The 21,137-nt window shown below is 74.1% G+C and carries 24 protein-coding genes; 11 read left to right on the top strand and 13 right to left on the bottom strand.

The genetic code is table 11. The features are described from left to right. The first annotated feature begins 1 nt into the window (after position 1). Together E4U91_RS01585 and E4U91_RS01590 are read left to right on the top strand one after the other, a co-directional pair. Positions 2–979, top strand: coding sequence for an intradiol ring-cleavage dioxygenase (locus E4U91_RS01585; RefSeq protein ID WP_241678467.1), 978 nt, complete (start codon positions 2–4; stop codon positions 977–979). A gap of 156 nt (positions 980–1,135) precedes the next feature. Then, on the top strand, positions 1,136–1,522 hold the full coding sequence (locus E4U91_RS01590; RefSeq protein ID WP_137304852.1) for a VOC family protein: 387 nt from the start codon (positions 1,136–1,138) through the stop codon (positions 1,520–1,522). 17 nt (positions 1,523–1,539) lie between these two features. Here the strand turns inward: E4U91_RS01590 and E4U91_RS01595 are convergent, their stop codons facing one another. From E4U91_RS01595 to E4U91_RS01610, 4 genes are read right to left on the bottom strand one after another with little or no spacing between them, the layout of a single operon-like run. Continuing rightward, complete coding sequence (locus tag E4U91_RS01595) at positions 1,540–2,196, bottom strand: hypothetical protein (protein ID WP_137304853.1); 657 nt, start codon at positions 2,194–2,196, stop codon at positions 1,540–1,542. A gap of 45 nt (positions 2,197–2,241) precedes the next feature. Next, entirely contained in the window at positions 2,242–2,937 is a 696-nt protein-coding gene (locus tag E4U91_RS01600; protein ID WP_137304854.1) for a phosphatase PAP2 family protein, read from the bottom strand. An 8-nt stretch (positions 2,938–2,945) separates the two neighbouring features. Then, positions 2,946–3,554, bottom strand: a complete 609-nt coding sequence (locus E4U91_RS01605) for a phosphatase PAP2 family protein (protein WP_137304855.1) — start codon at positions 3,552–3,554, stop codon at positions 2,946–2,948. Then, a complete protein-coding gene (locus E4U91_RS01610) occupies positions 3,551–4,219 on the bottom strand; it encodes a DedA family protein (RefSeq protein WP_137304856.1) in 669 nt (222 codons plus the stop codon). Before E4U91_RS01610 ends, E4U91_RS01605 begins: the two co-directional genes overlap by 4 nt. Positions 4,220–4,345: 126 nt before the next feature. Between E4U91_RS01610 and E4U91_RS01615 the strand changes: the two genes are divergently transcribed. The 6 genes from E4U91_RS01615 to E4U91_RS01640 all read left to right on the top strand — a co-directional run bounded on the left by E4U91_RS01615 (position 4,346) and on the right by E4U91_RS01640 (position 9,373). Beyond that, complete coding sequence (locus tag E4U91_RS01615) at positions 4,346–4,714, top strand: BlaI/MecI/CopY family transcriptional regulator (protein ID WP_137304857.1); 369 nt, start codon at positions 4,346–4,348, stop codon at positions 4,712–4,714. Further along, entirely contained in the window at positions 4,711–5,652 is a 942-nt protein-coding gene (locus E4U91_RS01620; protein ID WP_241678468.1) for a M48 family metalloprotease, read from the top strand. The genes E4U91_RS01615 and E4U91_RS01620 overlap by 4 nt, the downstream gene beginning before the upstream one ends. Positions 5,653–5,746: 94 nt before the next feature. After that, positions 5,747–6,463 (top strand): VanZ family protein, encoded by a 717-nt coding sequence (locus tag E4U91_RS01625; RefSeq protein WP_137304858.1) that lies wholly within the window; start codon positions 5,747–5,749, stop codon positions 6,461–6,463. Positions 6,464–6,635: 172 nt separating this feature from the next. Beyond that, positions 6,636–7,409 carry a response regulator transcription factor gene (locus E4U91_RS01630; RefSeq protein ID WP_241678469.1) on the top strand — a complete coding sequence of 258 codons (774 nt, stop codon included), beginning with the start codon at positions 6,636–6,638 and terminating at the stop codon, positions 7,407–7,409. Beyond that, on the top strand, positions 7,402–8,487 hold the full coding sequence (locus E4U91_RS01635) for a sensor histidine kinase (protein WP_137304859.1): 1,086 nt from the start codon (positions 7,402–7,404) through the stop codon (positions 8,485–8,487). The genes E4U91_RS01630 and E4U91_RS01635 overlap by 8 nt, the downstream gene beginning before the upstream one ends. 172 nt (positions 8,488–8,659) lie before the next feature. After that, positions 8,660–9,373: a GAF domain-containing protein gene (locus E4U91_RS01640; RefSeq protein WP_137304860.1), complete on the top strand. Its 714-nt coding sequence runs from the start codon at positions 8,660–8,662 to the stop codon at positions 9,371–9,373. Between the two features lie 154 nt (positions 9,374–9,527). Here the strand turns inward: E4U91_RS01640 and E4U91_RS01650 are convergent, their stop codons facing one another. The 6 genes from E4U91_RS01650 to E4U91_RS01675 all read right to left on the bottom strand — a co-directional run bounded on the left by E4U91_RS01650 (position 9,528) and on the right by E4U91_RS01675 (position 13,903). Beyond that, positions 9,528–10,004 carry an MSMEG_6728 family protein gene (locus E4U91_RS01650; protein WP_067228642.1) on the bottom strand — a complete coding sequence of 159 codons (477 nt, stop codon included), beginning with the start codon at positions 10,002–10,004 and terminating at the stop codon, positions 9,528–9,530. 19 nt (positions 10,005–10,023) lie between these two features. Further along, the gene (locus E4U91_RS01655; protein ID WP_137304861.1) at positions 10,024–10,260 is read right to left on the bottom strand and encodes a hypervirulence associated TUDOR domain-containing protein; all 237 of its coding nucleotides are present in this window, start codon (positions 10,258–10,260) and stop codon (positions 10,024–10,026) included. Between the two features lie 44 nt (positions 10,261–10,304). Continuing rightward, the gene (locus E4U91_RS01660; RefSeq protein ID WP_137304862.1) at positions 10,305–11,186 is read right to left on the bottom strand and encodes an SDR family oxidoreductase; all 882 of its coding nucleotides are present in this window, start codon (positions 11,184–11,186) and stop codon (positions 10,305–10,307) included. Positions 11,187–11,205: 19 nt separating this feature from the next. Next, a complete protein-coding gene (locus E4U91_RS01665) occupies positions 11,206–11,658 on the bottom strand; it encodes a hypothetical protein (protein ID WP_137304863.1) in 453 nt (150 codons plus the stop codon). 138 nt (positions 11,659–11,796) lie between these two features. Next, positions 11,797–13,416 (bottom strand): phytoene desaturase family protein, encoded by a 1,620-nt coding sequence (locus E4U91_RS01670; RefSeq protein ID WP_137304864.1) that lies wholly within the window; start codon positions 13,414–13,416, stop codon positions 11,797–11,799. Continuing rightward, positions 13,409–13,903: an SRPBCC family protein gene (locus tag E4U91_RS01675; protein WP_137304865.1), complete on the bottom strand. Its 495-nt coding sequence runs from the start codon at positions 13,901–13,903 to the stop codon at positions 13,409–13,411. The genes E4U91_RS01670 and E4U91_RS01675 overlap by 8 nt, the downstream gene beginning before the upstream one ends. Before the next feature lie 143 nt (positions 13,904–14,046). Between E4U91_RS01675 and E4U91_RS01680 the strand changes: the two genes are divergently transcribed. Together E4U91_RS01680 and E4U91_RS01685 are read left to right on the top strand one after the other, a co-directional pair. Further along, the gene (locus tag E4U91_RS01680; RefSeq protein ID WP_137304866.1) at positions 14,047–14,742 is read left to right on the top strand and encodes a TetR/AcrR family transcriptional regulator; all 696 of its coding nucleotides are present in this window, start codon (positions 14,047–14,049) and stop codon (positions 14,740–14,742) included. Positions 14,743–14,875: 133 nt separating this feature from the next. Further along, a complete protein-coding gene (locus tag E4U91_RS01685; protein ID WP_137304867.1) occupies positions 14,876–16,018 on the top strand; it encodes an FAD-dependent oxidoreductase in 1,143 nt (380 codons plus the stop codon). 44 nt (positions 16,019–16,062) lie between these two features. Here the strand turns inward: E4U91_RS01685 and E4U91_RS01690 are convergent, their stop codons facing one another. The 3 genes from E4U91_RS01690 to E4U91_RS01700 all read right to left on the bottom strand — a co-directional run bounded on the left by E4U91_RS01690 (position 16,063) and on the right by E4U91_RS01700 (position 19,797). Then, positions 16,063–16,617 (bottom strand): DUF305 domain-containing protein, encoded by a 555-nt coding sequence (locus E4U91_RS01690; protein ID WP_137304868.1) that lies wholly within the window; start codon positions 16,615–16,617, stop codon positions 16,063–16,065. Beyond that, entirely contained in the window at positions 16,593–17,963 is a 1,371-nt protein-coding gene (locus E4U91_RS01695) for a DUF1996 domain-containing protein (RefSeq protein WP_137304869.1), read from the bottom strand. The genes E4U91_RS01690 and E4U91_RS01695 overlap by 25 nt, the downstream gene beginning before the upstream one ends. Before the next feature lie 103 nt (positions 17,964–18,066). Further along, complete coding sequence (locus E4U91_RS01700; RefSeq protein ID WP_137304870.1) at positions 18,067–19,797, bottom strand: discoidin domain-containing protein; 1,731 nt, start codon at positions 19,795–19,797, stop codon at positions 18,067–18,069. Positions 19,798–20,119: 322 nt separating this feature from the next. Between E4U91_RS01700 and E4U91_RS01705 the strand changes: the two genes are divergently transcribed. Next, positions 20,120–21,112, top strand: coding sequence for a LacI family DNA-binding transcriptional regulator (locus tag E4U91_RS01705; RefSeq protein WP_137304871.1), 993 nt, complete (start codon positions 20,120–20,122; stop codon positions 21,110–21,112). Positions 21,113–21,137: the final 25 nt, after the last annotated feature.

The raw sequence follows: 21,137 nt of genomic DNA on the forward strand, positions 1-21,137 counted from the left end.
CATGTCCAAATTCTCTTCCGAAGAGCCTGACAACGCCATCGTCTCCCGCCTGGTGTCCCGGCGCCGCATGCTCGTCCTCGGCGGCGCGGCCGGCGCCACCGCCGCCCTCGGCGGGGCGGGCACGGTGGCCGGGGCCGCCGACCGGACCGTCGGCGGGCCCGGCACCCTCGACGCCGTGAAGGCGGCCGCCTCCGCGTCCGGCGCCTGCATGGCGCTGACCACGGAGCAGATCGAGGGCCCCTACTACCTCGACCACGAACTCTTCCGGAAGGACGTGGTCGAGGACCGCACCGGGATCCCGCTCCTGCTCGTGCTGCGCGCCGTGGACAGCGCGACCTGCCGGCCGCTGCGCAACTCGGCCGTCGAGATCTGGCACTGCGACGCCTCGGGCGTCTACTCCGGCTACACCCAGGTCGGCAACGGCGGGGGCGGCGGGACACCCCCCGGGCCGCCGCCGTCCGGTACGCCGACGGCGCCCCCCGACGGGTCGGGTGGTCCGGGCGGTCCGGGCGGTCACGCGACCCCGACCGACGACCTGACCTGGCTGCGCGGCATCCAGATGACCGACCAGCAGGGCTTCGTCACCTTCCGGACCGTCTTCCCCGGCTGGTACACCGGCCGCGCCGTCCACATCCACACCAAGGTGCACACCGGCGGCTCGCGCAGCTCCGACGGCTACACCGGCGGCCGCACCTGCCACACCGGGCAGTTCTACTTCGCCGAGGACGCGGTGAAGGCCACCGTGGGCGTCGCGCCCTACGCGGCGAACTCCGTCACGCGCGTGACCCTCGACCAGGACGCGCTCTACCCGGGCACCGGCACACCGGGTGGACTGCTCGAACTCGTCTACGACCGGCGGTACATCGAGCGCGGCGTCGTCGGCCACATCACCATGGCGGTCGACCCCGACGCCACGAACGACGGCGGCGGCGCGCCCGGCGGCCCCGCCCCGACCGCCTCCCCGTCACCGTCCGTCTGAGCCGATGGGACCGCGTCGGGGTCGTCGGTGTCGCGTTCCGGCCTATCGTGGGGCCGTGGCGGACGACGTGTCCAAAGTGCCGGCCGATCCCGCGCGTCGCCGTCACGATCACGTCCTCAGCCGATGACCCAGGCCCGACGCACCAGAGAGCACCTCATGAGGATCCACCTCACCAACGTCTTCGTCGACGACCAGGAGACGGCCCTGCGCTTCTACACGGACGTGCTGGGCTTCGTGAAGAAGCACGACGTGCCGCTGGGCGCGGACCGGTGGCTGACGGTGGTCTCGCCGCAGGACCCCGAGGGCACGGAGCTGCTGCTGGAGCCGTCCGGCCACCCCGCGGTGGGGCCGTACCGGGCGGCGCTCGTGGCGGACGGCATCCCGGCCGCCTCGTTCGCGGTGGACGACGTACGGGCGGAGTTCGAGCGGCTGCGTGCGCTCGGGGTCCGGTTCACGCAGGAGCCGCTGGAGATGGGGACGGTCACCACCGCCGTCCTGGACGACACCTGCGGCAACCTGGTGCAGATCGTCCACAGCAAGTAGCAACGCCCGGGGGATTCCTAGTCCCGCGGCGTGCCGTCCCAGCGCCACGTGGTGGGACGGGGCCGCCCGGGCAGGTCGGCGCGCCCGGTGGCCCAGAGCAGGGTGGCCCAGGGCTCCGTCGTTGTCGGGGCGTCCGGGAACAGCCGGGCGAGCACCCGCGCGCACAGGTCCGCGGGCGGGTCCCAGGGCAGGCCGAGCCCCTGGGCCAGGTCGTACGTATGGACCACGGTCTCGACGATCCCCATCGCGGCGAAGCCCTCGGCGTCGGAGGCGCCGTGGACGTGGTGGGCGCGCACGTGCGACTGCGTCGTGCGCACCATGGCGACCAGCAGCGCGCCGCACGCCTCCAGCACCTGCAGCAGCCCCGCCGGTCCGGCGGCCCGGTCGGCGTGCACGGCGTTCGCGGGCCCGCCGGGCCGACGGCTCTCCCACACGAACGGCACCTCGCCGTTCGACGGCGGTGTCCTCGGCCCGAGCTGCGCGGCGTACGCGAAGAGGTCGTCGCTGAGGTGCTCCACGGTCTCCCAGCAGTCCCACTCCAGCGAACCGGCCTTGCTCTCCCACGCCCCGTCCGGCGCCTCCCGCAGGAGCGTCACGGCGAGTTGTACGGCGAGGTCGAGGTCATCGGCGGTGACGGGTGCCCGGTGGGAGCCGCTCTCGGCTGTTCGAGACATGGCAGGACGGTATCGCGCCGGGCCGGGGTGAGGCCGGTCCTCGGCTCATGGGCCGTGTTCGGTCGGCTGCGGAGCCGGGCGGGGCGTGGCCGTGGCGAGGAAGGCGCCGGGCAGCCAGCGGGCCGCCGCCCACAGGCAGGTGGTCAGCCAGGCCGTGGCGAACAGCCACCCCCCGATGACGTCGGTGAACCAGTGCACGCCCAGGTAGACGCGGGTCAGGCCGACCGACACGCCCCAGCAGGCGACGGCGATCTGGAGGGGCCTGCCACCGCGGGGGGCGCGCAGCGCGAGCGCGACGATGAGTATGCCCGCGGTCAGGGCCGCGGTGGTGGTGTGCCCGGAGGGGAACGCCCAACCGCTCGCGTGGGTCGCCCAGTCGGGGCGCGGGGGGCGCGGCCGGTGCACGCGGGTCATCGTGGCGTAGCGCAGGACCTGGCCCGTGGCCAGGCAGGACAGGGCGAGGGCGATGGCGCCCGGTCTCTGTCGCGCGGTCCGCCCGGCCAGGGCGCCGGCGAGGGCCACGAGCGCGTACGGGACGACGCCGCTGCCGGTGGCGGTCACGCCGCGGGCCAGGGCCACCAGTTCGTCGGAGCGGTGGGCGACGGACCGGCTGAGGAAGGTGCCGTCCAGCCAGAGCGGTGCGCCGGCACCGCCCACGACGATCATCGTCAGCACCGCGAAGGCCGTCCAGGCGCCGGCTCCGGCGCTCCCGGCGAGGTCGGCAGCGTCCCTGCGGTTCATGGGGCCGTTCATGAGGCCGACAGCAGGGTGCGCAGCGGTGCCGTCGCCGTCGCCCGCCGGGCCAGGGCTGACGACCACCGGCGGACGACGAGCATGGCGGGCAGGGCCACCGATATCCCCACGAGGACACCGGCCAGGACGTCGTGCGGGTAGTGGACGCCGATCCAGACGCGGGAGACCGCCATCGCGACGGCCGCCCCGCACGCGAGTGTGCCCAGCCGCCGCGAGACGAACAGCAGCGCCACGGCGGCCGCCACGGCGATGACCGCGTGGTTGCTGGGGAACGACCAGTCGCCGTGCGCGGGACACGCCTCCAGGGTCGTCACCCGCAGGGTCCGGCACGGCCGGTCCTCCTGGACGGCCGACTTGAGGACGAGGTCCACGCCGTACGCCAGGACCGCCACCAGGGGCACGGCCAGGGCCGTGAGCGCCTGTGCGGCCCCCTGCCGACGGGCCCGCCACCAGGCCAGGACCATGAGCACGGCGAACAGCACCAGGCCGTACGCCGACCACACCGTCACCGCGGTGTCCAGCCGGCCGGGCGCGCGCTGCGCCCACTGCGTGACGTCCCGGTACGCGGAGCCGTCGATCGACGCCCCGCCGAACGCGATGATCATCCGCGGGCCTCCTTCTCCTCCGGGCGCCTGCGACCGCGGTACAGCTCGGCGGCCAGCGGGACCAGCGACAGCGCCACGATCAGGGCGACCAGCGGCAGCAGGTAGCGGTCCACGTCGGGGATCGACGATCCGAGGCCGTACCCGGCGAGGGTCAGGCCGATGCTCCAGACCAGGCCACCGGCCGCCTGCCAGACGGTGAACACGCGCGCGGGCACGCCCAGCGCCCCCGCCAGCGGGTTGAGCACGGTCCGCACCACCGGTACGAATCTCGCCAGCACGATCGCCTTCGCGTGCCCGTACCGCTCGAGCAGTTCTTCCGCGCGCCGCGCCCCGTCCCGCAGCCGGGCCGAGCGGCTGCGGGCCAGCAGGGCACCGCCCGCGCGGCGCCCCACCAGGTAGCCGCACTGCGCCCCGGCCACCGCGCCGAGCGCCGCCGCGCACAGCAGCGGCCCCAGGGACAGCTGCACGCCGTGCTGTCCCGTGCCCGTGCACAGCAGGCCCGCGGTGAACAGCAGGGAGTCGCCCGGCAGGAAGAAGCCGATCAGCAGACCCGTCTCGGCGAACATCACCACACCGACGCCCAGCACGCCGAAGGCGGCCAGCAGCGACCGCGCGTCGAGGGGATTCACGGCGAGCTGCGACGATAGAGCCACGGGTGTGTTCATCGGCATGTCCTTTCGTGCGGACCCGCACGGAGATCCGACCGCCGAGCGGATGCACGGCACCTGGCCGACTACAATCCTGTAGACGGTCTACACACTGTAGACGATCGCGGGGTGAGGATCGTTCCCATGACCGATGCGAAGGACCAACGCCGTCCGGCCGGCGAACTGGAGGCCGCGGTGATGGCCGCGCTGTGGGCCGCGGGCGCGCCGCTCACCCCGGCGCAGGTACAGGCCGAGCTCGACTCGGGCCTGGCCCGCACCACGGTGACGACGATCCTGTCCCGGCTGCACGAGAAGGGGACGGTCGAGCGTGAGCGGCAGGGCCGCGGCTACGCCTACCGCCCGCTGCAGGACCCGCACGGGCTGACCGCGCTGCGCATGCACAGCGAGCTCGACCGCGGCGACGACCGCGAGAGCGTCCTGGCGCGGTTCGTGGCCCAGCTCAGCCCGGACGACGAAGAGGTGCTGCGCCGTCTGCTGCAGGAGGGCCAGTGACGTTCTCGTTCCTGCCGGTCCTCCTGGTCCCCCTGCTGGCGCCCTGCGTGGCCCCGCTGCTGGCCCGCCGGGTCCTGGACCGCTGCCCGCCGGTGGCCGCCCTGTGGACGCTGACCGTCTCGGCCCTGCTCCTGGCGGCCGGCACCGTCGCCACCCTCGGCACGCTGGCGCTCACCGGGCTGCTCCACGTGCCGGCCTTCGCCGCCCTCGGCGAACTGGTCCACCCCCTGCGTACCCCGTCCGAGTGGCTCGTCCTGCCCCTGGCCGTCCTGGCCGCCGGACTGCTGACCCTCGCCGCGCTCGCCCTCGGGCGCTCCGTCATACGGCAGACCACGGGGCTGCGCACCGCGCGGTCGCAGGCCGGCCGGTGTCCCGCCGCGGGTGACCTGTGCGTCGTCGAATCGGCGCGGCCCGACGCGTACGCCCTGCCCGGCCGTCCGCACCGCATCGTCGTGACCACCGCGATGCTGCGCAGCCTCGACGCGCGCGAGCGCGAGGCGCTCTTCGCCCACGAGCGCGCCCACAACGCGGGCGGCCACCACTACTTCCTGGCCGCGGCCGAACTCGCCGCCCACTGCCACCCCGCGCTGCGCCCGGTCCGCGAGGCGATCCGGCTGGCCGCCGAGCGCGCCGCCGACGAGGCCGCGGCCCGCCGTGTGGGCGACCGTCGCCTCACCGCGCGCGCCATCGCCCGCGCCGCCCTGGCCACCCACACGGCGGACACCCGCCGCTCCGCGGTCACCCCAGCGGCCACCACGGGCCCGGTGCCCCGCCGCGTCGCCGCCCTCCTCTCCCCCACCCACCGCCCGCTCCGCACGGGCTCGTGGATCGCGGCGCTGCTGGCCGTCTGCGCCGTCCTGTCCGTCACGACGGCGGCGACGAGCGCGGTACGGGTGCACCAGGACATCGAGGTGGCGCAGGGGGAGGCGGAGGGCTGAGGCCCCGGCGGCGCGGAGACGGCGCCCGCACCTGTCGCCGGCGTATCGAAAAGCGCATACGCCCTCGCAACAGCGCCTCCCCTGCAATGGCGGGATGAATGACGTAGCCCGCACCGCATCCCCGTCAACACGAACTCGGCGTGCGCGCACCGGCGTGGCCGTCGGGCTGGTGTGTCTCGCTGTCGCCGGTGCCGCGTACGCCGTGCGGCGGCCGCTCATGATGTCCGCTCCGAGGTGTGCGGCAGGCCGGTGGCACGGGTGCTTCGACACCTTCAACGGGGTCGTGCTGATGACCTTGGTCGCGCTGCCGCTGTCCGCACTCCTGGTGTGCGCGCTGACCTGGTGGCGGCGGCGTCACGGCGTCGACGCGGCGGGGCGGCTGTCGTCGGCCGAGGTGGGCATGGTGCACGGGACGGTGCCGTTCCTGTGGCTGACCATGATGCCGGGCGCCGGAGTGGGCGTCGCCCCCGCGCGGGTGAGCCTCGTGCCGCTGCGGGACCTCGTCACGATGGGCCCCCTCGGGATCATCGGCAACCTGCTCGTCTTCGCGTTTCTCGGCTTCTTCGCCCCGATGCGGTTCAGGGCCCTCGCGTCCGCGCCGCGCATCCTGGCGCTGGGGGCGGGCTGCTCGGTGCTCGTGGAGGTCTCCCAGTCCGTGTTCCGGCTCGACCGCGTGTCGTCCGTCGACGACGTGCTCCTCAACGCGGCCGGCGCGCTGCTCGCCGGACTGGCGTCGCGGCCGTGGTGGAGGGGCGGCACGCGGCGGGCGAGGGCGGAGGCGGATCGTCCGGCGCCGGTGGCGACGGGGTGACGGGCCTCCCGGCGACGGGACCGGCACGGGGTGGGAGCAGCGGGAGTGCTGTACGCGCGCGTGGCGGCTGTGTCACGGCGTACGCGCGCGTGGCCGCGGGACCGACGTACGCTCCGGCCGGCTCCCCTCCTTGCATACGGCGGCGATAGGCCGTGTTCCCTACGCTTCTGACATGCGCGTACTGATCGTGGAGGACGAGCCGTACCTCGCCGAGGCCGTCCGTGACGGGCTGCGGCTGGAGGCGATCGCCGCCGACGTAGCGGGCGACGGGAACACCGCCCTGGAACTGCTCAGCGTCAACTCCTACGACCTGGCCGTCCTCGACCGTGACGTCCCCGGCCCCTCCGGGGACGAGGTCGCCCGGCGCATCGTCGCTTCCGGCAGCGGCATCCCGATCCTCATGCTCACCGCCGCCGACCGGATCGACGACAAGGCGTCCGGGTTCGAGCTCGGGGCCGACGACTACCTCACCAAGCCGTTCGACCTGCGGGAACTCGTCCTGCGGCTGCGGGCGCTGGACCGCCGGCGCGCGTACGCCCGGCCCCCGGTGCGCGAGATCGCCGGGCTGCGGCTCGACCCGTTCCGGCGCGAGGTCCACCGCGACGGGCGCTACGTCGCGCTCACCCGCAAGCAGTTCGCCGTGCTGGAGGTCCTCGTCGCCGCCGAGGGCGGGGTCGTCAGCGCCGAGGAACTGCTGGAGCGGGCCTGGGACGAGAACGCCGACCCGCTCACCAACGCCGTACGCATCACCGTCTCCGCGCTGCGCAAGCGGCTCGGTGAGCCGTGGGTCATCGCCACGGTGCCGGGGGTCGGCTACCGCATCGACGCGGGCCACCGGCCGGAGCTGGGCCGTGACCGCGTCCCCGAGCCGGAGCCCGGCCGTGCGCGCACCCCCGAAGCCGCTCCCCGCCCTGGCCTCCGCAGCCCCGGCAGGCGGCATGGCTAGACGCCCAGGGCTCCGGCTCAGTGCCCGGCTGAAGCTCGCCCTCAGCTACGCCGGGTTCCTGGCCGTCGCCGGTGCCCTGCTGCTCGCCGTGGTGTGGTGGTACCTGCTGCGCTACGTGCCCGACAACGACCAGGGCCTGCTCGGGGTCTCCCCCAACCGCTACCTCCTGGTGCACACGTTCGCCCCGGCCGCGGCCTGGGCGATGGCCTTCCTGCTCGTGTTCGGCCTGGTCGGAGGCTGGTGGCTGGCCGGCCGCATGCTCGCGCCGCTGGGCCGGATCACGGACGCGGCGCGGCTGGCCGGGAGCGGGTCGCTGTCCCACCGCGTCCGCATGACGAACCGCCGGGACGAGTTCCGCGAGCTCGCCGACACGTTCGACTCGATGCTCGACCGGCTGGAGTCGCACGTGGACGAGCAGCGGAGGTTCGCCGCCAACGCCTCCCACGAACTGCGCACCCCGCTCGCGATCTCGCGCACGCTCCTCGACGTCGCCCGCAAGGACCCCACGCGTGACCGCGGCGAGCTCATCGAACGCCTGCACGCCGTCAACGATCGGGCGATCGGCCTGACCGACGCCCTCCTGCTGCTCAGCCGCGGCGACGGCGGGGCGTTCCCGCGCGAGCCCGTCGACCTGTCCCTCCTGGCCGAGGAGGCCGCCGAGACGCTGCTGCCGCTCGCCGAGCAGCGCGGCGTCACGCTCGACGTCACCGGCGCGGCGGCCCGCACCAGCGGCTCGGCGGACCTGCTGCTGCGCGTGGTGACGAACCTCGTCCAGAACGGCATCGTCCACAACCTCCCCGCCGACGGCACCGTGACGGTCCACACCGAGTCGTACGGCGGCACGAGCGTGCTGCGCGTCGAGAACACGGGCCGCCCGGTCCCGCCGGACCTGGTACCGGCCCTGACCGAGCCCTTCCGGCGCGGCACGGAACGCGTCCGCACCGACGAGCACGCCGGGGTCGGCCTCGGCCTGGCCATCGTGCACAGCGTCGTCCGCGCCCACGGAGGAACCCTCGCCCTGGTCCCGCGCCCCTCGGGCGGCCTGGTCGTCACGGTCCGCCTGCCGGGCACGCCGTAGCCGCCCCGGCACCGACGCCCCCGACCGAGCGTCCGGCGCCACGGTGACCGGCGTGCGGCCGGTCGCACGGGGCACCCGATCCCCCCTGGAGGAGCGCCGCGCCGTGGTGCGCGGGGATCGGGAGAAGTGTCGTGCGTGGTGCAGTGGCAGGGGCCGGGTCGCGGAGGTGCGGATGACGGTCGACGTGGGGAAGGCCGTGCGGCTGGTCGCGGAGGCCGCGGCGGACGCCCCCGGCGAGGAGGTGCCCCGCCGGGTGTGCGCGGCCGTGTGCGACGGGCTCGGGGTGGACGGCGTCACATTGTCGCTGCTCACCGACACCCCCTCCCGCCAGCTGCTCGCCGCGTCCGGCGACGCCGCGCTGCTGCTGGAGGACATCCAGTTCACGGTGCTGGAGGGGCCGTGCATCACCGCCGCGCAGACCGGTGAACCCGTGGCCGTCCACGACCTGCGCGACGGCCTGACGCCCTGGCCGCTGTTCGGCGCGACCGTGCGCGAGAGGCTGCCGGAGGTGGGCTCGATCTACGCCCTCCCCCTGTTCTTCGGCGACTACGTCCTCGGCTCGGTCGACCTGCTGGCGCTCCGCGCGCACGCGCTCGGCGCGGACGAACTGGAGGAGGCGTCCGCCGTGGCCGACGCGGTGACGGCCGCGCTGATGCCCACCCGGGACATGCTGCTCACCGGGCAGTCGGCCCCGGCGTGGGAGCCGCAGCGCACCGTCCGCGCCCACTGGTTCGACACGGCACAGGCGACCCGGGCGCTGGCCGAACGACGCGGTGTCAGTCGCGAGGACGCCCTCGCACTCATGCGCGCCGAGGCCTTCCGCACCGGCCGCACGCTCGCCGACATCACCCGGGACGTCCTGCACGACCCGAAGGACACGGCCTAGCCGGCGCCGAACGCGATCGGTGTGAACGCGCTGTTCAGCGAGGGCCGCGGGAACGTGCTCGGGTACGTCCCGGTCACCGCGCCCGTCCCGGACCTGGGCCGCGTCCACGGCGCCTGAGACCGGCGGGGCCGGACGGGGACGACGGGGCCCGCCCCTACGCGACCGCCGCCTGCCGGTCGGACGACGGCCAGAGGTAGGGCAGGTCGTCGGGGGTGCCGGGGAACAGCGGCCCGTAGGTCTCCGGGTCCTTGCGCACCAGCGCGGACCGGTGGCTGAGGTGGAACGCCTCGTCGCCGAGCCAGGGCGGCAGCTCCCCGGCCTCGGCGAGGGCGGGCTGATCGCGGACGGCGGCGTGCGGGCGGCCCGCCGCGTACCCGGCGACCAGCGAGGCGGCGCAGCTGTCCTGGTGGCCCAGCTCCCGCCACACCCGGCAGACCTCCAGTCCGTAGCGGACCAGGGCCTCCTCGTAGCCGTGCCACATCCGCACGGCCGGGTGTCTGCGCCAGCCGTACCCGGGAACGGTCAGCCCGCGCAGGACCTGGAGCGCCTCCACGCGCTGTTTGCCCAGGCGGCGGCGGTCCAGGAGTTCCGCGCTGCGGCGGAAGTCCGGGTCGGGGAGGAAGGTCTGCATGCCGGGTGTCCTCGGCGGTTCACTTCTTGTGCAGGGCCGACGGCTTGTGCACCGCCGACTTGCCCGACTTCTCGCTGCGGACCTCGTACTGGGGGTCGTCCGGGGACGCGTCGACGGTGCGCCCGGCGGCCTCGGTGCGCTCGGTGATCTCGCGCTCGACCCGGCCCTCTGCGGTGGACCCGTGGCTCTTCCAGGTCACCTCGTCGCCCTTGCCCAGGTCCTGGGACGTGTCGCTCTGCTTCTTCTTGTCGGTCATGGGCCGTTCCTTTCCCTCGGACCCCCCTGGGTGTGTCCCCCGGCTCAGCGCGCGCGTCCCTCCGCGAGGCGGTCGGCCTCGCCCCCGGCGCCCAGCAGTCCCGTGGGCTCCAACGACCCCTCGGCCTCGAGGCGGGCCAGGTCCCGGCGGGCCGCGCGCAGGACCACCGGCGGCAGGGCGGCCCGCACGGGCTGTACGAGCCGCAGCCAGGGCGGCGCGTACACCGCGGTGCGGCGGCGCTCCAGGCCGTTGACGATCCGGTGGGCGATCTGGTCGACGCCGTAGACGTGCCGGGCGGGGCCCGGCATGTGGCCGCGCAGCTCGCGCAGCACGGTGTACCGGTCGGCGTCGCGGATCATGTCGGTGTCGGTCCAGTTCAGGTAGGCGATGCCCACGGCGACGCCGCGGCTCGCCACTTCGGCGCGCAGGGAGTGGGTGAAGGCCTCGACGCCCGCCTTGGACGCGCAGTAGGCGCTCATCAGGGGTGCGGCGCCGAGGGCCGCGAGGGAGGCGATCTGCAGGTAGTAGCCGGCTGTCGCGTCCAGGTCGGGCAGGAAGGCCCGTGCGGTCTGGGCGCTGCCGGTGAGGTTGACGTCGATCACCCGGCGCCATTCGGCGGGGTCGGTCGCGGTGAACGGGCCACCGTCCGCGACGCCGGCGTTGGCGACGACGGCGGAGGGCGGTCCGAGGGTGCGGCGCGTGCGGTCGGCGGCCTCCCGCAGCGCGGGCAGGTCGGTCACGTCGGTCTCGAGGGCGAGCGCCGGGGTCGGCAGCCGCGTGGCGAGTTCGTCGAGCAGGTCCTTCTCGTGTCCGAGGAGCGCCACGCGGGCTCCTCGGCCGGCGATCTCGTACGCGAGGGCGGCGCCGAGACCGCGGGCCGCTCCGGTGACCACGACGGTCCGGTTCTTCAGGGGGCTGGTACGCACGGGTTCGGCCCTCCCCGGTTCAGGCGTCGGTGGCCGGGGGGCGCGCCGTGTGGTCGGGGTGGCCCTCCGTACGGCGGTCCTCCTTCATCTCCGCCTCGTACAAATGGTCGCGTCCGTCGGCGAGTTCGGCCACCGCGGCGCGTTCCAGCCGCCGGAAGGGGTCGTAGTACGTGTCGTTGTAGGCCTCGACGATCTGGAACGTCCAGTGGCCCGGGATGACGTTGCGGCCGAGGACCTCGGTCTCGACCTTGTCCGCCCAGCCGGTGTGCCCCGCCTCGCGCAGCAGTCGTACCGCGCGGTCCAGCTCCAGGTCGGCGGTGCCGGTCAGCTGGTGGAAGCCGTAGAGGTGGCCGCGGGCCCGCTCGGTGGTCTCCAGTGCCTTCGACAGCGATCCGAGGGCCTCGACGGTCTTGTCGTCGACACCCGCGGGGCGGCGGTGCCGGGCGTCGGGGCCGTCGTGGTGCTGGTTCATGGTTCTCCCTCGGTGTGCGGCGGGGCGTGGCCCGTGGGGCGAATGCGTTGGGCGATCATCTGGGTGTTCCCTTTCTGTTCGGGCTCCGGATGCACCCGGGAGCGTGAACGTCGGCTCCGCGGGGTGCGGCGGGAGGGGTCAGCGTTTGTGTCCGGTGCGGTCCCGGCGGGTGAGGAGGCGCTGGGCGCCGGCCAGGACGGGCAGGCGGGCGCTGCGCAGGGCGGCGCGGGCCGCGTTGGCGCCGGGGGCGCCGTGCACCCCGCCGCCGGGGTGGGCGCCGGCCGAGGCGAGGTAGAGGCCGGACACCGGGGTCTCCGGGCGTCCGGTGCCGGGCACGGGGCGGAAGAACAGCTGCTGGTGCAGGGCGGTCGTGCCGCCGTTGATGGCGCCGGCCACGAGGTTGGCGTCGAGCGACTCCAGGGTGGGCGGGGCGAGCACCCTGCGGGCCCGCACGCGCGCGCGGAACCCGGGTGCGAAGCGCTCCACCTGCCGCTCCACCCGGTCGGCCATGCGTTCCTGGTCGTCCGGGCCCCAGGCGCCGGTGATGCCCTCGTCGCCCGCGTCCTCGCGGATCTCGCGCGGCACGTGGGTGTACGCCCACGCCGACTCGGTGCCGGCCGGGGAGCGGCTCGGGTCCGAGGTGGTCATCTGCCCGAAGAGGCTGAAGGGCCGGTCGGGCACCTGGTGCATGGCGATCTGCGCGGCGAAGCGGGTCAGCTCGTCCACGCCGTCGGCGAGGTGGACGGTCCCGGCCCGGCTCGCCTGTTCGGCCCGCCACGGCACGGGGCCGTCCAGGGCCCAGTCCACCTTGAAGGTGGCGAAGTCCCACTGGAAGCGCCGCAGGTCGTCCATGACCTGGCCGGGAAGGTGCTCGGGGCCGACGAGGTCCCCGTACAGGGCGGGTACGGCCACGTCGGCGAGCACGGCGCGGCTCGCGGGCACGGCCGCCCCGGAGGAGGTCCGCACGCCCACGGCACGTCCGCCGCGCACGACGACGCGGTCCACCCGCTCCCCGCAGCGCAGCTCTCCGCCGTGCGCCCGCAGTCGCCGCACCAGCGCGTCGGTCAGGGCGCCGGAACCGCCGACGGGGACCGGGAAGCCGTAGGTCTGTCCGAGCATCGACATCAGCCAGCCGAAGCCACCGCTGCCGGCCGCCTCGGGGGCGAGGTCGGCGTGCAGGGCGTTGCCCGCGAGCAGCAGGCGTCCGCCCTCGCCGGTGAACTCCTCCTCCCCCAGTCGGCGCACCGGCAGTACGAGGGAGCGGGCGGCGCGCAGACCGCCGGCCGCCCGCAGCTTCCGCAGCAGCCGGGCTCCCGCCTTGACCGGCGGGAACGGGGTCATGAGGGCGTCCAGCACGTCCCGGTGCAGGGTGTCCCACAGCCCGCACAGACGTCGCCAGCCCTCGCCGTCCCCGGGGGCGAACGCCTCCAGGGAGTCGGCGGTGACGTCGATCTGCCGGTCCAGCACGGCACACCGTCCGTCGGTCAGCGGGTGGGCCAGCACGTGCGGGGCGTGGCTCCAGCGCAGGCCGTGGTCCTCCAGGTGCAGTGAGGCGAGGACGGGCGAGGCGGCGGCCAGCGGGTAGAAGGAGCTGAAGAGGTCGTTGACGTAGTCCGGGTGGACGCCGCGGTCGTGGCGGACCGCGCCGCCCGGCTCGGGCTGTTCCTCCAGGACCACCACGCTCCATCCGGCGCTCGCGAGCAGGTTGGCGGCGACGAGCCCGTTGGGGCCCGCGCCGATGACCACGGCATCAGGCATGGCCGGGGTTCTCCTGCACGCCGAGGCCGCGGGCGGCCGGCTCGTGGCCCTGTTCGGCCTGTTCCTCGCAGCAGTGGGCGAGCCGGGCCAGCATGGTGCGGTGGCGGAGCTGGATGACCGCCTCCGCGCCGAAGTTGTGCAGCGCGCCCCCTGCGCCCTGCAGCGGATGTTCGTCCGCGATGACCAGGCAGTGCTCGCCCCACTCGCGGAGCTCGATGGAGAAGCGGGCGGTGCCGAGGGGTCCGGCCAGGATCTCCAGTTCGAGCTGGCGGCCCTCCTCGACGCGGCGCACGATCGTCTCGTTGCTGAGCCGCCAGGGACCGAGCGGCACCTCGTACTCGATCGAGGCGCCCTTCTCGGGCCACCGGCCGCGGCTCGGGCGCGAGGCACCGGTGCCCACCACCCAGTCGGCGTACCTGTTGCCGTCGGCGATCACGTCCCACACCACGGACGGGTCTGCCTTGATCAGACGGTGACGAACCGCCATGCGCACCTCCGAGCACACTTCCTCCAACGGGCCCCCCGGGTGCCCGGGAAGCGGCGGCTCCAACCGTCGTCCCCCGCGTCCGCGCCGACCGGGTGACGGGGCGGGGCCCGGAACCGGGCGAACGCGTTCGTTACGATCCGCGCATGGATGCGAAGCGAGACCCGATCAGCCGCCGTGAACGCCCCGCCAAACCGGCCCTGACCCGCGCGGGGATCGTCGACACGGCCCTGCGGATCCTGCGCGCCGAGGGGCTGGCGAAGGTGACCATGCGCCGTCTGGCGCAGGAGCTGGACACCGGCCCCGCCTCGCTCTACGTCTATGTGGCCAACACCGCGGAACTGCACGCCGCCGTGCTGGACGCACTGCTCGGCGAGGTCGACCTGACCGGCGGTGACGCGCGGACGGGCTGGCGGGAGCAGCTCCTCGCGGTGCTCAGGTCGTACACCGACGTCCTGTTCCGGCACCCGCAGCTGGCCCGCTCGGCGCTGGTGGCGCGGCCCAGCGGGGAGAATTACCTCGCCCTCGTGGAGCGCGTCCTCGCCCTCCTCTCCGGCGGCGGTGCCGCGCCCGACCAGGTGGCCTGGGGCCTCGACCTGCTGCTCCAGCACGCCACGGCCGTCGCCGCGGAGCACGGAACGCAGGAGAGCGCGCCGTCCGCTCAGGACGACTGGAACGCCCTGGCGCAGGCCGTGCACACGGTGGACGCAGCCACCCACCCCATGATCAGGGGTCATCTGCCGGCCCTGCTCTCCGGTCCGGTGGAGGACCGGCTGACCTGGGGCTTCGACGTACTGATCAACGGCATCACCGGGACGCCGCTCCCCCGCCGGGCCGACTGAGCAGGCGCGGGCGCGCCTCGTTCCGGGGCCGCCTGGCGGGCACCTTCAGCACTGTGCCGAACTTGTTCGTCACGAACATGTTCGTTAGCCTCATGGGTGTCCGCAGGCCCCGCGTCCCGCCAGGAGGCACCAGATGAGCACCCACCACCCCGTCACGATCATCGGCGCCGGCCTCGGCGGTCTCACCGCCGCGCGCGTCCTGCACGTCCACGGCGTCGAGGCGGCCGTCTTCGACCTGGAGGCGTCGGCCTCGGCCCGCACCCAGGGCGGCATGCTCGACATCCACGAGGACAGCGGCCAGAAAGCCCTGCGCGCCGCCGGGCTGTACGAGGAGTTCCGCCGGATCATCCACCCGGGCGGCCAGGCACTGCGCCTGCTCGGCCCGGACGGCGCCGTCCGCGTCGCCGAGGAGGACGACGCCACGGGCGGGCGGCCGGAGGTGGACCGGGGCGAGCTGCGCGACCTGCTGCTCGGTGCCCTGCCCGACGGCACGGTCCGCTGGGGCCGGAAGGTCACCGGCGCCCGGCCCCTGGGCGACGGCCGCCACGAGGTGACCTTCGCCGACGGCTCGGCCGTCACCACCGACCTGCTCATCGGGGCGGACGGCGCCTGGTCGCGGATCAGGCCCCTGCTGTCCGACGCCCGGCCCGCGTACACCGGTGTCTCGTTCGTCGAGACCGACCTCCTCGACGCCGAGGCCCGGCACCCGCGCAGCGCGGCCCTGGTCGGCGGCGGGTTCTTCCTCTGCCTCGGTGAGCGGCGGGGCTTCCTCGCCCACCGGGAGACCGACGGCAGCCTGCACGTCTACACCGCCCTGCGCGCCGACGAGAGCTGGCTGGACACCGTCGACTTCGGGGACGCAGCCGCCGCGAAGGCCGCGGTCCTCGCCCACTTCGACGGCTGGGACGAGGGTCTGCGCGGCCTCGTCGCCGACGCCGACGGCGCGCTCGTGCCGCGGCGCATCCACGCCTTGCCGGTCGGGCACCGCTGGGACCGCGTCCCCGGCGTGACCCTGCTCGGCGACGCGGCCCACCTGATGTCCCCCTTCGCCGGGGAGGGCGCCAACCTGGCGATGCTGGACGGCGCCGAACTCGCCGAGGCCGTCGCCGCCCGCCCGTACGACCCGGAGGCGGCCCTCGCGGCGTACGAGGAGGCACTCTTTCCCCGCAGCGAGGCGTCCGCCGCCGAGTCCGCCGCCGGCCTGGAGACGATGTTCGGCGAGAAGGGGCTGGAGCGGATGACCGAGTTCTTCACGTCCGTGCGGGACGGCGCGTGACGGCGACTCCGCCCAGCCCGGGGGTCACGACCGCCCCCTGGCCCTCACGTCACCTCGTCGAGGCGGGTGATCTGCTCGGCCACACTCCTCTCGATCGTGGCGGCGAGGTCCTTCGCCTGCGCGGCGCTGCCCGAGGTGCGTTCGCTCGCACACAGCATGCGGACCTGGACGAGATGCGCCCGCAGGCTCTCGGTGAGGAGGCGGTCGAAGCCGTCCCCGGTCACGTTCTTCGCCCGGCGCACCGTGTCGAGGCCGACCATGCCGGGCATGGTGTGGCCCTCGTGCGGGCGGGTGTCGGGGACGCCCGAGAGCCGCAACAGCTCGCGCAGGTCGACGAGTTCGTCCTCAAGTCTGCTTCCGGCCTCCTTGGCCCAGGCGGCCAGGGCCGGGCGGCCGGCGCGTGCGGGCGCCAAGTCGGTGAGCAGTGACGCCCGTTCGTCCATGGGGATCATCAGCTGGATCCACGCGGTGTCGGTGCCGTTGAAGGCGGCGGGCGCGGGCCGGTCGGCCGCCGGCTGCGGGGTGCAGCCGGCGGCCGCCAGGCCCAGGAACAGGGCGGCCGCCGTCCGCCGGGTCAGAACGTTCCGGCGGAGTTGCACTTGGCGCTCTGCACGATGCAGTCCTTCACGCGCTGCCCGAGGGCCGCGGTGTCCCAGGCGTTGAAGAAGTCACCGTGGATGGACGAGGCCATGCCTGACGCCAAGGAGAACCCGTCCGCGCTCCCGCTGGTCGGGTAGCTGATGACGAACGAGACCGAGGGGATGGCCACCGGGTAGGCGCCGCTGCACTTGCCGTCGTAGGTGAAGGCGACGTGCGACTTGTGGTCCGGGCTGTCGAGGTGCTTGCCGTCCCAGCAGTCCGGGAAGACCAGTTGGTACACCAGCTTGGCGGTCGGCGCGCACAGCGGCCAGTTGCCGTCGGCGCTGCGGCCGGTCTCACCGCCCGGTCCGGCGCACCAGAACTGGTTGGGCGAGCCGGCCGGAGTGGCCACCTGCAGCTTGGCGTTGCCCGCGATCATGCGGAAGCCCTGCGGGAAGGGCACGGTCGCCGTGGGGTCGGGCAGCCGCGACCCGTAGTAGACGATCATCCCGTCGGGTTCGACCGCCTTGCCGCGCTCGTAGAGCGTGGGGATCCAGTAGGCGGAGAGGTCCTTGGGCGGTGTGCAGCTCGTGCCCGTGTTGCCCAGCAGGCTCTGGGTCGTGGTGAAGGCGTCGGTGCCCTTGTTGCCGAAGAAGCTGTGCATGTGGGACGCGCCCGGCAGACCGGGGAAGACGATCGGGTCGTCCGGCTTGGAGTGGCTGTAGGTGCAGGTGGCGTTGAACTCGGGGACGCGCACCGCGTTGGCGGGCACCGGCGCCGGGGTCATCGCCCGGAACTGGGTCAGCTGGGCCTGCCACTTGGCTTGGTCGACGTCGACCCAGCCGGGCGCGGGCTCGTCGCCGCCGCTGACGAACGAGAACCAGTTGATGTTGACGAAGTCACCGGGCGTGGTGCCGCGCAGCACCGCGAACACGGTCTGGGGGCCGGTCGGGTGGGTGGTGACGTCGGCGCTGCGGGTCGCCCAGGTCTGCCAGCCGCCGGTGGGGCTGACCTGGATCACGGCGAGCAGGGGGCCGGTCAGGGAACCGGTGCGCAGTTCGACGGAGCCGGTGCCCGTGGCGGAGGCCAGGCGCGCCGACACCGTCAGCCGGCCGGCGGCCCCGAGGTCGACTTGGTCGAACCGCATCCAGTCGCCGTCGGCGAGGTAGGCGGCGTTCTGCCCGCCGCCCTGGTCGGCGGTCGTCTCCAGGACGACGCCGGACTGTGCCGCGTAGGACTCGGCCTGGACGGTGATCGTGGCGGCCCGCGCGGCGGGGGCGCCGAGGGTGATTCCGAGGGCGGCGGCCAGGGCGATCGCCAGGGCACCGACCAACACGGGATAGAGGTGAAGGGAGTATCTGCGCATGTCACTTCCTCGTCGGAGGGGTGGGGCGTGGTGCGGCTGCGGTCCGGCCCGGAACGGAGGTGTCCGGGCCGGACCTGACAAAGGGGGGCCGGTGCCGGCCGCGCTACTGGTACACGCGCACGTAGTCGACGAGCATCCGGGACGGGAACGGCGTGGAGGCGTCGGTCGGGCCGGGCCAGTCGCCGCCGACCGCGAGGTTGAGGATCATGTAGTGCGGGTGGTCGAAGATCCAGGGACCGCGCGTGCGCTCCACCTGGTCCTTGTCCAGCGTGAACACGGTGCGCCCGTCGAGGCTGAACACGATGCCCTTGCTGTTCCAGTCCGCGGCCCAGGTGTGGAAGTCGTCCGAGAAGTCGCCGCCGGAGGGCAGCCGGTACGGCGAGCCGATCCCGCCGCCGCCGTTGTAGGCGGGGGCGTGCACGGTCGAGTAGGCCGTCTTCACGTCCTTGCCGAGGACCTCCATGATGTCGACCTCGCCGTTGTACGGCCACGGACGGCCGGTGAGGAAGTCGGCGCCCATCATCCAGAACGCGGGCCACAGCCCGTTGCCCTTGGGCACCTTGATGCGGGCCTCGACGCGCCCGTAGGTGAACTGGAAGGTGGCGCCCGTGTTCATGCGGGCGGAGGTGTACTGGCAGGTGGTGCTGCCGGTCAGCGGGTCGGGCGGGCAGGCCCGGCCGGGGCTGGCCTCCTTGCGGGCCTCCATGACGAGGTGGCCGCCGCCGTCGAGCGAGGCGTTCTGGTGGTCGGTGTAGTACTGCAGCTCGCCGTTCTGCCCGGTGCCGGGGTCGGCCCGCCACTTGGCCGGGTCGGGCTTGCTCCCGGCGGCTCCGTCGAAGTCGTCGCTCCACACCAGCCGCGGCGGCTGCGCCGGGTCTGGCGGCAGCGGCGGCGCCGGGGTCGGGGCGCCCCCGGTGCCGTACACCTGGAACTCCCACAGGGAGTAGCCGTAGGGGGTGGCGCGTTCGGTGCCGTACATCCGGACGTACCGTCCGGTGCCGGAGACGGCCAGCGTCTGTTTGAAGCCGGTGCCGGACGTGGTCGAGTAGATGGGCGTCCAGTCGGTGCCGTTGGAGGAGACCTGGATCTGGAAGGACTTGGCGTAGGCCGGGTCCCACTGCAGGACGACCTGGGAGATCCGGGCGGTCGCGCCGAGGTCGACGGAGATCCAGCCGGGGTCGGTCCAGCCGGTGGTGGAGCTGGTCGCCCAGCGGGAGGCGGGGTCGCGGTCGAAGGCCCGGGCGGGCGTGCACTCCCAGCAGTTCTGGTCGCTCTGCGAGGAGGAGGCCGCGCCCGTCTTCCCGTACGACAGCAGCGCGTCCCCGCCACCGCCGCCCGGGTCGCCGCCGGTGCCGTCGGTCCCGAAGACCTGGAACTCCCAGAGAGAGAAGCCGTATCCGGTGCCGCGCTGGGTGCCGTACATGCGGACGTAGCGGCCGGTGGCCGTCAGGTTCAGGTTCTGGGTGCCGCCGGTGCCGTCCGTCGTCTCGTGGACGGTGGTCCAGGTCGCGGCGTCGTCCGACACCTGGATCCGGAAGGCCTTGCCGTAGGCCGCCTCCCACTGGAGGGTCACGCGGCTGATGCGGGCCGGGGCCCCGAGGTCGACCCTGATCCACTGCGGGTCGGAGAAGGCGCTGGACCAGCGCGTCGCCGGGTTGCCGTCGACGGCTCCGGGCGCGCCGAACGGGTCCTCGGTGCTGGACGCGACGACGGGCCGGCCCTGCGACAGCAGGGTCTCGGCGGCGTGGGCCCGGGGCGCGGGCAGGCTGACGAGCGTGAGCAGGACGGCCGCGACGACGGCGGGTAAGCCGATGCGGCGGAGCAGGGGATGCACGGGCGACTCCTCAGTGGGGGAAGGGTGAGGGAGCGCTCCCTGAGGGGTGAGAATGGGCCGGTCCCGATGGACTGTCAAGGCTTTGAGCAACAGGCCCGTAACACCCCTGACCCACAGGGCCGGTTCCGGGGAACGGTTCCTGAGATCCACTTCGGGGGTGCGCACGCCACCCGCCGACAGGCGCCTGGGAGGCCTCAGTTGACGGGTGGCTCCCCTACCAGGGGGCGGGGAAGGGCCCGTTGACATGAAGATCGGGCCGAGGTCATCCTGAGGGGAAAACGCTCCCTGGAGTCGAGGACCGGGCACCGGTGATCGGAAGGCGATGAAACGACCCACGCTCGCGGTGGTCGCCGCGCGGGCCGGCGTGTCCAAGTCGAGCGTCTCCCGGGTCGTCAACGGGGAGACCACGGTCGCGCCGGAGATCCGGGACGTCGTCATGCAGGCGGTGCGGGAACTCGGGTACGTGCCGAACGCCGCCGCCCGCAACCTGGTCACGCGCCGCACCGACGCCGTCGCCGTGGTCGTCTCCGACCCGCCCAAGGGCGTGGTGTCCGACGATCCGCTGTTCTCCACCGTGGTGCGCACCGTCAGCCGGGAGTTGGAGGCCGTCGGCCGACGCGTGGTGCTGATCCTCGCCGAGTCCGACGAGAGCCGGGCCCGGGTGGAGCGGTACGTGGCGGGGGGTCACGTGGACGGCGTGATGCTCGTGGCGCTGCACGGCGCCGATCCGCTGCCGGCCGCGCTCGCCCGCATGGGCCTGCCCGTGGCGTCCTTCAACCGCACAGCGGCGGCCGACGTCCCGTACGTGGCTCTGGACAACGCGGGCGGCGCGGCGCTGGCCGTACGGCACCTGCTGGAGCGGGGCAGGCGCCGGATCGCCACCATCACCGGGCCGCTGGACCTGTACGAGTCCCGGGAGCGGCTCGAGGGGTACCGGGCGGCCCTGCGGGACACCGGGCGCCGTTCCATCGTCGCGCTGGGCGACTTCACGCGGGTGTCGGGCGCGGAGGCGATGCGGCAACTGCTGGAGGACGACCCGGACCTCGACGCGGTGTTCGCGGCCAACGACCTCATGGCCATCGGGGCGTTGCGCACCCTGCACCAGGCGGGCCGCCGGGTCCCCGACGACGTGGCCGTGGTCGGGTTCGACGACATCGAGGCGGCCGCCTACACCACGCCGGCACTCACCTCGGTCCGCAGTTCCATGGCCGACCAGGCCACCGCGACGGTGCGGCTGCTGCTGGCGCTGATCGAGGGCGGCCCGAGGAAGCCGGTGATCATGCCGAACGAACTCGTGGTCCGCGAGTCGAGCTGAACGGGCGTTCGGGGTGGCCCGGTTG

This window comes from Streptomyces lasalocidi, from assembly GCF_005280215.1.
Taxonomy (GTDB): Bacteria; Actinomycetota; Actinomycetes; order Streptomycetales; family Streptomycetaceae; genus Streptomyces; species Streptomyces longwoodensis.